Raw genomic sequence first — 12206 nt, forward strand, 5'->3', positions numbered from 1 at the left:
CCTTGAGTGATAAAACGGCAAAAGGTCGTCTGAAAAACAGTTTTCAGACGACCTTTTTTACTGCAATGGCAAATCTTGTTGCCTATTATCGGTTTCACGAAAATGCAATATCGTTATACGGCTATCATCGACACAAACTATTCCATTATAATCATTCAAATTTCCATAACGCCCTAACCTCAATCCGATACGACGATTTTGGGTTCGATGTATCCGCGCTCAAAGGTCGTCTGAAACTATAGTGGATTAACTTTAAACCAGTACGGCGTTGCCTCGCCTTGCCGTACTATCTGTACTGTCTGCGGCTTCGTCGCCTTGTCCTGATTTAAAGTTAATCCACTATACTTCAATTCCGATAAATCATCCAAAGGAAACCAGCATAATGTCGGACAACACTACCCCGAAGGATAAGAAACCGCGCAAGCCGTACCTTATACTGCTTTTTACCGTTTATGCCTTGTGTTACGGCGTTTTACTCGTGTTTCTCACCGTTCAGCTTGCCGTAGCTTCCGGCGGGGTGGCAGCTTTTTTTGCCTCTATGCTCCATTTCGGTATTTTCGGACTGGTGTTCGGCAGTCTGACTAGTGTGGCTGCAATAATTACCGGTTTACTCTATATGCTTGGCTATATACTGGTTTGGGGCATACTGACCGGTATGGCGATGACGCAGCTTCGTTTGCATAGGAACTTGAAGCATATCTTGACCGCCATGCTCATCGGCTTTGTCTGTTCCTACATAAGCACGATATTGTTTGCGCTGTTTTTGTCAAAAGATATAGAGATGCTGTTTAATTTTTATTTCGAAGGATTAACGATATTCAGCCTATTGAATGCGTTTGCCGTTATTCCCTTTGGGCTGGTGTTTTTACCTAGTGAAAGCGGGTATAAACGGGAGCGGGAAATTGCCGTGAAAACCGTGAAGGCGGGCATTCATGCGGGGCAAGTCATTTTTGAACATGCAACTGAAAAAAAAGGCGTTTTTTCTTACCGCTGGTGGATTCCGCTTGCTTTTGCTTTGGCAGGTACGCCGATTTTCCTGACTTGCGCCTTCCTGATGCAGCCGGACTCCGCCTTCCCCGACACACAAGCTTGGAGCGCACACTTTATCCCGATGACTTTCTTTGGCTTTGCCGCCATGGCGGCAAGCGGTTTGACGGCAATGCTGATGCGTCTGCGTAAAGACCAAAAAGGCATTTTGAGCGGCCTTGCCCTATCGTCTGCCTACTTCGGCGTTATGGTTTATCTGCCGCCCATCAAGAATCCCAATTTGAATCCCTACGCCCATTTGCTCAACCCGTATTGGCTGCTGGCGGCTTGGCTGATATCGGTCGGCGTCTGCATTTGGTTGTCGTTTAAGAAAGTAGATAGCGGCAATAGCTAATAAAACTGATGAGGGGTCGTCTGAAAGGCGTTTCAGACGACCCCTTTGCCCATTTTATCGCTGCCATCTTTCTTGTCCCAATACACACAAATCTTTCCCAATTTGAAACAATCCCCTGATTTTGTTATTATTCCTTCAAAAAAAGAAATAATCATCATCCATTTTGTCTCACCCGGCCCTCATTACGGCTCATTCATCTGTGCGTTTTTACTCTCTTTTTCCCTTGTTTTTCATCCGGCAGGACGGTTTAAACGCCATTCGTTTTTTGTCTGCGTTTTATAGTGGATTACCAAAAATCGGGAAAGTCTCGGACCCTGTCCGACAGACCATGTTTTATTCCTAGTTTTTGTTAATCAACCATATACAGCCTTGCGCCCGTATCCGCCTGCCTCACCATCCCAAAGGAGGTCAAGGTTTGTCTTTATTTCATTTCTTACGCAACCGCTCTTCGTTCAACCCCTTCGTCGTTTCCGTTACGCTGTCCTTCGTGCTGCTGGTCATCGGCATCGCGCTTTTGATTCCGCAGCAAGCAGAAACCGTCCTCAATGCCGCCAAAACGGGCATTTTCAAAAACTTCAGTTGGTTTTACATCTTGGCGTTTTCAGTCTTCTTCTTCTTCCTGCTCGCACTTTCGGTCAGCAGCTTCGGCAACATCAAGCTGGGCAGCAACGAAGAAGAGCCTGAATTTAGCTTTTGGTCTTGGCTCGCCATGCTGTTCGCGGCGGGTATGGGGGTCGGGTTGATGTTTTTCGGCGTCGCCGAACCGCTCACCCACTATCTGTCCCCCATCACCGAAGGCGGCAGCGGCGCAAGGCAGCAGGATGCGTTGCTCCACACCCTCTTCCACTGGGGCGTACATGCCTGGTCGGTTTACGCCGCCATGGCGTTGGCGCTCGCCTATTTCGCCTTCCGCTACAAACTCCCGCTTTCCCTGCGCTCCTGCTTTTATCCGCTGTTGAAAGAGAAAATCGACGGTAAGGCAGGCGACATCATCGACATACTTGCGCTGGTCGCCACCCTGTTCGGCATCATTACCACGCTTGGTTTCGGCGCGGCGCAGTTGGGTGCGGGCTTGGCACAAATCGGCTGGATAAGCGAAAACACCTTTTCCGTACAAACCATCGTGATTTTCGCCGTCATGGGTTTGGCGGTCGCCTCCGCCGCCTCCGGCATAGGCAAAGGCGTCAAAATGTTGAGCGAGATGAACTTGACCCTTGCTTTTGTACTGATGGTTTTCGTCCTCGCCACCGGCCCGACCCTCCACCTGCTCTCCGCCTTCAACGACAACCTCGGCACTTACCTGAGCAACCTCGTACAACTCAGTTTCAAAACGTACAGCTACGAACAAAACCATACCGAATGGTTCGGCGGCTGGACCATCTTATACTGGGCATGGTGGTGTTCTTGGGCGCCTTTCGTCGGACTCTTCATCGCCCGCATCTCGCGCGGACGCACCATACGCGAATTTATTTTCGGCGTTTTGGCGGTTCCCTCCCTGTTCTGCGTCATCTGGTTTACCATCTTCGGCGATACCGCCATCTGGATTAACGACCACACCGCAGCAGGCGCATTGGGCGAATTGACCGGCACGCCCGAAAAACTCCTCTTCCGCTTCCTCGAATACCTCCCCCTGCCGACCCTCACAGGGCTTGTCAGCCTCATGGTGATCGCCCTCTTCTTCATCACCTCCGCCGACTCCGGTATTTACGTCCTCAACAACATCGCCTCCCGCGACAAAAGCGTGGCCGCCCCGCGCTGGCAGGCAGTGATGTGGGGGCTGTTGATGTCCGCCGCCGCCATTGTCCTTTTGCGCTTCGGCGGACTGCCCACCCTGCAAACCATGACCCTCATCGTCGCCCTGCCTTTCGCCATGCTCATGCTGATCATGTGTTTCAGCCTATGGCGCGGATTAAACGCCGACCACAAATACTTCACGACCGCCGTCACCCCCTCCAGTGTCTATTGGAGCGGCGACAATTGGCAGGACAGGCTCGAACGCATGCTGAACCAAACACAGGAACAAGACATCCTCAAATTCCTCAAAACCACCGCCCTGCCCGCCATGCGCGAATTGGGCGAGGAGCTGTCCGACAAATACAGCCTGAGCGTCGATATCCAAACCCACTTCGACCGCGAAGAACCTGCCGTCGAATTCACCATCCACAAAGAGTCCCTGCGCGACTTCATGTACGGCATTAAAACCATCAAGCGCGAAGTGTCCGAACAGCTTATCAAAGACGGCCACCTCCCGCACATCCGCCACAACGTAACCTACGAGCCCTACACCTACTTCTTCGACGGCCGCAGCGGCTACGACGTGCAATACATGAACCGCCGCGAACTCATCGCCGACATCCTCAAGCAGTACGAGCGTTACCTCAACCTCCTGACCGATGTCGGACAAGAACTCATGTCGCACCAGCAAACCGAATTGGCAGAATAAGTTTTTGTTAAACAGGTGGTAACCAAGGTCGTCTGAAAACGGGTTTCCCATTTTCAGACGACCTTTCTTCATGCGTTCAAACAAACCACACACCCCATCCACAATCCAACCGTAGCGTGGGCTTTGCCCACGAGAAAGGCTGCCCAACCTGTCTTTAAAACCCCAAATAAAAACGTCGTCTGAAAACCCCAAATCCGGTTTTTCAGACGACCCCTTTTTCCATAACCCGTAACACAAATCCGCCCTACACAAAGCACTCTTTCATCACCCGACAGCCTTAACCCGACTTAGGTCGTCTGAAAAAAAGACCGAAACCGAGTACAATCCGCCACATGAAAAAACGCTCCAACCCCCTCCCGCTTTTAAACGGCGTCAAACCCAGCTATTTGGTGCTGCCGCACGAAAAACCGTTTTACGGCCTGCCCCTGTTGCATTTTCTCTGCGTCCGCTTTCCCTTTGTCGGCGAGGACAACTGGCGCAGGCGTTTGAACAGCGGCTTCGTCGTCGATGCAGACGGCGCGCCGTTTGACGAACACACGCTGTTCGAGCCGGGCAAAACCATGTTTTATTACCGCGAAACCAGCAGCGACAGCGAACCCGTCATTCCGTTTGAAGAAAAAATCCTGCACATCGACGACCATCTGATTGTCGTTGACAAACCGCATTTCCTGCCCGTTATCCCCAGTGGGCGATTTTTGCGCGAAACCCTGCTGACCCGCCTGCGCCTGCGGCCGGAATTGCAGCATTTGAACGTAGCAGACATTACGCCGGTCCACCGTTTGGACAAAGATACGGCAGGCGTGATGCTGCTGTCGCACAATCCTGCCACGCGCCGCGATTATCAAACGATGTTTCAGGAAAAAAGCGTCCGTAAAACCTATCACGCCGTCGCGCCGACGCGGACGGATTTGGTATATCCGTTGGACGTGGTTTCGCGCATGGTGCGCGGGGAACGGTTTTTCACGACGCAGGAAACCGAAGGCGAGCCGAACGCCCATACGACGGTCGAATTGCTTGAAAACCGCGGCGAATTCAGCCTCTACCGGCTGACGCCGCATACGGGGAAAAAACACCAGCTTCGGGTGCATATGATGCGTTTGGGCATGCCGCTGCTAAACGACGCACTTTATCCCACTCCTTTGGCGGCGGGCGATGAAGATTATGAAAAACCTTTGAAACTACTGGCAAAACAGATTGAGTTTACCGACCCGATCAGCGGACAAGAACGGATATTTGAAAGCGGATTTGAGTTATAAAGACTTTGCCGTCCTCCTGTTCGCATCCAAAACAAAGGTCGTCTGAAAACCATTTTCAGACGACCTTTTCATCAATCCTGCCTATTTCGAACTGCTGCCGAACAAGCCTTTGAACCACAATACGATATCATCCCACATCCGTCTGAACCAGCTGCCTTCTTCAACGGAATGGAGGGCGACGACGTTTTTCTCGGTAATGACTTTGCCGTCTTTGACGATTTTGAGTTTGCCCAAGGTTTGACCTTTGCGTATCGGGGCGATAACGGGCTGGACGGTTTCTAAAATCGGTTTGATGTTTTGTCCGGCATCGTGGGGAATCGTGATGTACACGTCTTCGAGGAAGCCGACGTTCACCGATTTGCTGCTGCCTTTATAAACTTTGACCTTGGAAATGATTTCGCCGCCGTTGTAGAGCTTGGGCGTATCGAATGCCTGCAACGCCCAGTTGAGCAGTTTGCCGCTTTCGGAAGCGCGGGCTTCGGTGGACTCGGTGCCTACGACGATGGAAACGATGCGTCTGCCGTTGCGTTTGCTGGAAGCGGCAAGGTTGTAGCCTGCGCTTTCGGTGTGTCCCGTCTTCAGACCGTCCACATTGGAGTCGCGGTAGAGCAGGAGGTTGCGGTTTGGCTGTTCGACATTGTTGTATTTGAAGGATTTAATCGAAAATACGGGATAGTATTTCGGGTAATCGTGTATCAGCGCGGCGGACAAAATGGCTAAATCGCCGACGGTGGAAACGTGGCCTTCGGCAGCCAATCCGGTCGGGTTTTTAAAGTGGGTTTTGGTCATGCCCAAACGCTTGGCTTCGTCATTCATTTGTTGGACGAACACGTCCACCGAGCCGCCTCCCATGGCTTCGGCAAGCGTGGTGGCGGCATCGTTGCCGGATTGGACAATCATGCCTTTAATCAAATCGCTGACGCTGGCGGGGACTTTGGGACTGAGGAACATCCGTGAGCCTTCGATTTTCCAGCCTGCATCGGACACGGTCAGCATTTGGTCAGCGCGCAATGTGCCGTTTTCCAAAGCTTTGAACGCGAGGTAGGCGGTCATCATTTTGGTCAGCGAAGCGGGTTCGATTTGGGTGTCGATATTGCCGGAGGCAAGCACTTGATGGCTTTGCAAATCGGTAACGATGTAGGCGGCAGCGGCAATGGCAGGCGGCGCATCGGGGCTGTTGATGCTGGGCATCATGGCCTCGGGCTGGGATGCGGCGGCAGGAGCCGGCTCGGAAGCGGCAACAGCAGGGGCTGCGTTGTTTTTAGCCGCTTGCGGCGCGGCTTGCGCGGCGGCAATCATCATTGCCGCGATCAATACGGATAATGTTTTTTTCATCGGGATGTGGTGCGGAAACAGAAATAAAAACAACCGCGTCGTGCGGTTTGGCACAAAAGGCAGTCATTATACCGCCGCAACTTCGCTTTGCTAAGATTTTTCTTGATTTCAGACGACCTCGAGGGTATGGTTTTACCTTTCCGCCGTTTTGTTGGCAAAGTTTGACGCGGGCGGCGGACACTCCTTTTGAAAATAATCCTCCGGCACACAAAACCATGAACAACCGCCCCTCTTATTCCGATTACCTCATCCGCATCCTGACCGCCTCCGTTTACGACGTTGCCGTCGAAACGCCGCTCGAACCCGCAATCGGGCTGTCACGTCGTCTGAACAACAACGTCCTGCTCAAACGCGAAGACCTGCAACCCGTGTTTTCCTTCAAAATCCGCGGAGCGTACAACAAAATGGCGAAGCTGTCCAAAGAAGCGCTTGCCTGCGGCGTCATCGCCGCCAGCGCGGGCAACCACGCACAAGGCGTCGCACTTTCGGCACAGCGTTTGGGCTGCCGCGCCGTCATCGTCATGCCCGAAACCACGCCCAAAATCAAAATCGACGCCGTCAAAAGCCGCGGCGGAGAAGTCGTCCTCAAAGGCGTTTCCTACAACGATGCCTACGATTACGCGATGGAATTGGCAGAAAAAGAAAAACTGACCTACATCGCCCCGTTTGACGACCCCGACGTGATTGCCGGACAAGGCACGGTCGGCATGGAAATCGTGCGCCAGCGTCCCGACGACATCCACGCCATCTTCGTCCCCATCGGCGGCGGCGGACTGGCGGCGGGCGTTGCCGCGTTCGTCAAACAAGTCCGCCCCAGCATCAAAGTCATCGGCGTGCAAACAAACGACTCCTGCTGCATGAAGCAATCCGTCGAAGCCGGGAAAGTCGTCAGTCTCAAAGACGTCGGCCTCTTCTCCGACGGTACCGCCGTCAAAGTCGTCGGCGAAGAAACCTTCCGCCTCTGCCGCGACCTCTTAGACGACATCATCACCGTCGATACCGACGCCATCTGCGGCGCCATCAAAGACATCTTCGACGACACCCGCAGCATCACCGAACCCGCAGGAGCGCTCGCCCTCGCCGGCTTGAAAACCTACGCCGCCCGCAACCGCATCCAAAACCAAACCCTTATCGCCGTAACCAGCGGCGCCAACATGAATTTCCACCGCCTGCGCCACGTTTCCGAACGCAGCGAATTGGGCGAAGGCAACGAAGGCATTTTCGCCGTTACCATCCCCGAAGAGCGCGGCAGCTTCCTCAAATTCGTCAACCTGCTCGGCAGCCGCAACATCACCGAGTTCAACTACCGATACGGCGACGACCAAAAAGCCCATATCTTCGTTGGCCTGCAAACCGCAGGTTCCCAAGACCTCGCCGTCATCAGCCGCCAACTGACCGAAGCCGGACTGCCCAATGTCGACCTGACCGACGACGAAATCTCCAAAATCCACATCCGTTACATGGTCGGCGGACGCACAACAAAAGTCGCCCACGAACGCTTAATCAGCTTCGAGTTCCCCGAACGCCCCGGCGCACTCGCCCGCTTCCTCAACCATATGCAGGGCGGCTGGAACATTACCCTCTTCCACTACCGCAACCACGGCGCCGACTACGGCCGCATCCTCGTCGGCATCGACGTCCCGCCCGGCGACAATCAAGCCTTCGAAAACTTCCTCGAAAGCCTCGGTTACAGCTATCAGGACGAAACCCAAAACGCCGCATACCGCCTGTTCCTTTCTTGATTGGAAGGGAAATATAAAAGGTCGTCTGAAACCCTGTTTGATGGTTTTCAGACGACCTTTATGATTTTCACAGACTTGGTTTACAAATAAATTTCTACAAAGAAGGGAATACTGGCTGCAACTTGCCATACCGACTACGCAGCTTGATTTTCACACACAATCAAAGCTTCCAGCCCCACCGATGATGAAATATAGTAAAAATCAAATGACTCATGCCGTTTTTGGTCCACATAAAACTCAATGGATGGAAACAACTCAATCAACCATTCGGGACATGATTGATTGTGATACGTCTGAATATCAAAAATGACATTCTGCGTACCGATATTATCAAAATCAAAAAACACCACATCCTGAAAATCCAATATTGAACCATCGTCAAGGAAAAATTTGAGGATTTGTTCTTTTGACTGATAAACATAGCCGATAATTTCTGCGTCGTGGTAGTCTTTATTGAAAGTTTTCATATACTCTGGTCACCAATCTAAAGCTATTCGGGCATCTTCAGAAAAATCTGATTTATCTTCAATTAGTTGCTTTAAATACAGTTTAACAAAAGGCAGTTTTCGATGAAATGTTAAAACTTGGAGGGCTGCACTGCTTATTAACTCATTTTCATTCCTCTTAAGGACATTCATTGCAAACTCCGCTTCCTTAACAGTTATTGGTGCTCTTTTTAAGATACTTAGCGCCTCAATCCGAAGATAAATATCTTCATCTAGATTCTCAAAAAAATCAATTATTTTTTCAAAAATATGACCATAATCAAATTCGCCTATATACACCCTTAAGATGCTGAATGCTTCATGGCGGGCAATATCGGATTCTTTTGAACTTAGACCGATATCCAAAAGAAAATTCGCCAACTCCTCAGACATATCCTCATCAGCGTAATTTTGTAGAAATTCCTCTTTCTCTCTGTCATTGTCAAATTTTTGATAGGATGATTTAAATTCTGCACCATTCATAATAATGATCTCAAAAATATTTTTTGAATTTAATTTTAGTCCCAATTTGATTAGTTCATCAGACACATATTCAAATTGCTGATAATACTCGACACGACTGACTATACTGCCCCTATTTTTGGGATTCAACCTTTGTTTTCAGACGACCTCCCCATCTCATTTGGCTTCTGCCCTATAATACCAACCACAAATTTTTACCGTTTCCCCAAAGGACAAATCATGAGCAATTACACCCGCACCTCGCGCGCTGCCGACAGCCTGCGCGACATCAAAATCACCCCGCACCTCCTGCCGCACGCCGACGGCTCGTGCCTGATCGAATGCGGCAACACCAAAGTTATCTGCACCGCTTCCATCGACGAAAATGTCCCGCCCTTCCTTCGCGGTAAGGGGCAGGGCTGGGTTACTGCCGAATACGGGATGCTGCCCGCGTCCACCGCCTCGCGTATGCGCCGTGAAGCCACGGCAGGCAAGCAGTCGGGTCGCACTCAGGAAATCCAGCGTCTGATCGGGCGTTCGCTGCGCGCCGTCGTAGATATGGAAAAACTGGGCGAACGCCAAATCCTAATTGACTGCGACGTGATTCAGGCTGATGGCGGAACGCGCACCGCGTCTATTACCGGCGCATTCGTCGCACTGCAAATTGCGGTCAACAAGCTGCTTTCAGACGACCTCATCAGCGAAAATCCCATCCGCGAAGCCGTTGCCGCCGTATCCGCAGGTGTGGTGAACGGCGTGCCGCTTTTGGATTTGGATTACCCCGAAGATTCCGGTTGCGACAGCGACGTCAACATCGTTATGACCGCTTCGGGCAAAATCATCGAAATCCAAGGCACAGCGGAAGGCGCACCGTTCAGCTTGGACGAATTGGGCAAACTGATTGCGCTGGCGCAGAAAGGCATTGCCGAGTTGACGGCGCACCAGCAAAACGCCCTGTCCTCTTAAGTAGAAATCATCTAATTTATTGAAATAAAAGATTATTCTTAAAAACCAACCTTATTAAAAGCAGATTCAAGGTAAAACCCGTCAAGGTTTAAACACCTTACGGGCATCTCTACCCGAATCTGCTTTTTTCTATCTTAAATCAATTCATTGCTTGAAATTGAATGTCGAAACAAGGGCAATCAGCATGCCCTGCCCAACCTGCTTTTAATCTCTGAAATTTTAAAAAAAGCCTGTTTATCCAATACGATATTTATGACAAAAGATTTTAAAACCCACCCCAAACTCTGACGAGCGGTTCTAAAACGAGATTAGCGTTAGTTGTATAAATTCAAACACTTATTTAAAATATATGGTTCGCTTCGACTTGCCAAACCTATATTCGGGGCATCTGAATAATAAAAATTTCAAGGAACAATTATGCCGTTGCTGTCGATTGAATTCGCAGTATTTTTTATTGCTTTTTTGCCTATTTATTGGGCATTTGTCCGTATGCCGTCGGTGCAGAATGTTTTGCTTCTGCTGGCAGGGATGGGCTGGCTGTATCACTTGAATCCGATCTTTGCCGCCATAATTACCTGCTATTCGTCCTGCGTGCATTTGCTCGGTCTGTTGATGTCGTCTGAAAACGAAAACGTACGGAAATTCTGGCTGGGCTTCGGCGTAGCAACTGCTTTGGCAGTATTGTGTTTCTTCAAATATTTCGACTTTTTCCGCCCGTTTATCCGCCAATACACGGGGCAGAGCGAGATTGTCGATATCTTGATGCCTTTGGGGCTGTCTTATTACACATTTCAATCTTTGGCTTATTTGGTGTACTGCTGCCGTCATCCGATGGGCGACCGCTTTGCGTGGCATGAATTGCTGCTGCATTTGAGCTTTTTCCCGACGATTACTTCCGGGCCGATTATCCGTGCCGCGGCGTTTAAAAGCATAGACGGTGAACAGGCGGGGGCTTTGGAACAGATTCGGACGGCAGAACCGCGCGCATTGGTGCGCCCCGCTCTAGCGGTGTGCTTGATTTTGCTGGGCATTGCTAAAAAATGGTGGCTGGCGGGTGCGCTGGGAGACGGCTGGGTATCGCCCGTTTTCGAGAATCCCGCCCAATTTGACGGCTGGGGCGTGTTGTCGGGGGTGTACGGCTATACTTTCCAGCTTTTCTTCGATTTTTCAGGCTATTCGGATTTGGTAATCGGGATGGCGATGCTGCTCGGTTTCCGCCTGCCGAAAAACTTTGCGGCACCGCTGCGCGCGTTCAATATCCGCGACTTCTGGAACCGTTGGCACATCAGCCTTTCCACTTGGATACGCGACTATATTTATATTCCCTTGGGCGGCAGCAAACACGGCTTCGTCCTGACGCAGTTCAACTTGCTGCTGGCGATGGTGTTGTCGGGCGTTTGGCACGGCTACGGCTGGAATTTCCTGCTGTGGGGCGCGCTGCACGGCGTGGCATTAATTTTGCTCAACTGCGGCGACAAAATATTCGGGCGGGACGGTTCACGTCGTCTGAAAATCTTGCGTCCGCTTGCCTGGTTCGTCACTTTCCATTTCGTCTGCTTCACTTTCGTTGTGTTCAACACCGGCAGCCTCGCCGATACGCAGATGGTATTTGATGCCTTATTCGCCAACGAAGCAGGTTGGGCTGCACCGAAACAGGCGGATGTCCTGCTGCTTGCCGCGTTTGGCCTGATGATTTTGCTCTACCCGTATTTGCTTCGCCTGTTTGACGGTGCAGTAGCGACATTGGAAAAAATGCCGATGTGGCTGTGGTTTATACCGCTGACGCTGGTGTTGGTGTTGATTATCGTATTGGCGCCGTCAGGCATCCCGGGCTTTATTTACGCCGATTTTTAAAAGGACAATCAGAATATGAAACGCTTTATTTCCCTGTTTGCCTCCCTTTTGGTTTGCGCCTTTGGCGCGGCGTGGTTCAGTCAAGATTCCATTAATGCCTATTGGCAGCAAACCTATCATCAGGCTTCACCGCTGGAGCCTTTGTCCGAATACGAATGGTGGCGCACGGGCGCGAAGCTGCAACAAGACGCGTACGCCTTTTCAGACGACCTCAAAGCACGTTTGGCAGGACAGCCTGTGATTGCCGAACCGGAACCTCAAATCGCTGAAGACGACGGGTCG

At 51.1% G+C, this 12206-nt stretch carries 10 protein-coding genes and 2 pseudogenes; 7 read left to right on the plus strand and 5 right to left on the minus strand.

What is annotated here, in order from left to right:
• Positions 1–239: 239 nt before the first annotated feature.
• Positions 240–359, minus strand: a pseudogene (locus HMPREF1028_RS14440) (IS5/IS1182 family transposase); the annotation flags it as partial.
• Between the two features lie 23 nt (positions 360–382).
• Here HMPREF1028_RS14440 and HMPREF1028_RS03130 point away from each other — a divergent pair.
• The 3 genes from HMPREF1028_RS03130 (at position 383) to HMPREF1028_RS03140 (ending at position 5080) form a co-directional block, all read left to right on the plus strand.
• A complete protein-coding gene (locus HMPREF1028_RS03130) occupies positions 383–1381 on the plus strand; it encodes a hypothetical protein (protein WP_009311335.1) in 999 nt (332 codons plus the stop codon).
• Positions 1382–1796: 415 nt separating this feature from the next.
• Complete coding sequence (locus HMPREF1028_RS03135) at positions 1797–3824, plus strand: BCCT family transporter (RefSeq protein WP_009311336.1); 2028 nt, start codon at positions 1797–1799, stop codon at positions 3822–3824.
• Between the two features lie 332 nt (positions 3825–4156).
• A complete protein-coding gene (locus HMPREF1028_RS03140; RefSeq protein ID WP_009311337.1) occupies positions 4157–5080 on the plus strand; it encodes an RluA family pseudouridine synthase in 924 nt (307 codons plus the stop codon).
• An 81-nt stretch (positions 5081–5161) separates the two neighbouring features.
• On the opposite strand, the gene HMPREF1028_RS03145 is transcribed toward HMPREF1028_RS03140, so the two are convergent.
• Both HMPREF1028_RS03145 and HMPREF1028_RS15080 read right to left on the minus strand, forming a co-directional pair.
• Positions 5162–6415, minus strand: a complete 1254-nt coding sequence (locus HMPREF1028_RS03145) for a D-alanyl-D-alanine carboxypeptidase family protein (RefSeq protein ID WP_036529137.1) — start codon at positions 6413–6415, stop codon at positions 5162–5164.
• Positions 6342–6638 (minus strand): hypothetical protein, encoded by a 297-nt coding sequence (locus HMPREF1028_RS15080; RefSeq protein ID WP_147611961.1) that lies wholly within the window; start codon positions 6636–6638, stop codon positions 6342–6344. Before HMPREF1028_RS15080 ends, HMPREF1028_RS03145 begins: the two co-directional genes overlap by 74 nt.
• Between HMPREF1028_RS15080 and ilvA the strand changes: the two genes are divergently transcribed.
• Entirely contained in the window at positions 6631–8157 is a 1527-nt protein-coding gene (gene ilvA, locus HMPREF1028_RS03150; protein ID WP_009311339.1) for a threonine ammonia-lyase, biosynthetic, read from the plus strand. The genes HMPREF1028_RS15080 and ilvA overlap by 8 nt on opposite strands.
• A 134-nt stretch (positions 8158–8291) precedes the next feature.
• On the opposite strand, the gene HMPREF1028_RS03155 is transcribed toward ilvA, so the two are convergent.
• Both HMPREF1028_RS03155 and HMPREF1028_RS03160 read right to left on the minus strand, forming a co-directional pair.
• Positions 8292–8624: a hypothetical protein gene (locus HMPREF1028_RS03155; protein ID WP_003758472.1), complete on the minus strand. Its 333-nt coding sequence runs from the start codon at positions 8622–8624 to the stop codon at positions 8292–8294.
• Positions 8625–8633: 9 nt separating this feature from the next.
• Positions 8634–9191 (minus strand): hypothetical protein, encoded by a 558-nt coding sequence (locus tag HMPREF1028_RS03160; RefSeq protein WP_232203775.1) that lies wholly within the window; start codon positions 9189–9191, stop codon positions 8634–8636.
• A gap of 153 nt (positions 9192–9344) precedes the next feature.
• Between HMPREF1028_RS03160 and rph the strand changes: the two genes are divergently transcribed.
• The 3 genes and pseudogenes from rph to HMPREF1028_RS03175 form a co-directional block, all read left to right on the plus strand.
• Positions 9345–10070, plus strand: a complete 726-nt coding sequence (gene rph / locus HMPREF1028_RS03165; RefSeq protein WP_009311341.1) for a ribonuclease PH — start codon at positions 9345–9347, stop codon at positions 10068–10070.
• A gap of 417 nt (positions 10071–10487) precedes the next feature.
• Positions 10488–11924 carry an MBOAT family protein gene (locus HMPREF1028_RS03170; RefSeq protein WP_009311342.1) on the plus strand — a complete coding sequence of 479 codons (1437 nt, stop codon included), beginning with the start codon at positions 10488–10490 and terminating at the stop codon, positions 11922–11924.
• A 15-nt stretch (positions 11925–11939) separates the two neighbouring features.
• Positions 11940–12206, plus strand: a pseudogene (locus HMPREF1028_RS03175) (DUF459 domain-containing protein); the annotation flags it as partial.

Source organism: Neisseria sp. GT4A_CT1, from assembly GCF_000227275.1.
GTDB lineage: Bacteria > Pseudomonadota > Gammaproteobacteria > Burkholderiales > Neisseriaceae > Neisseria.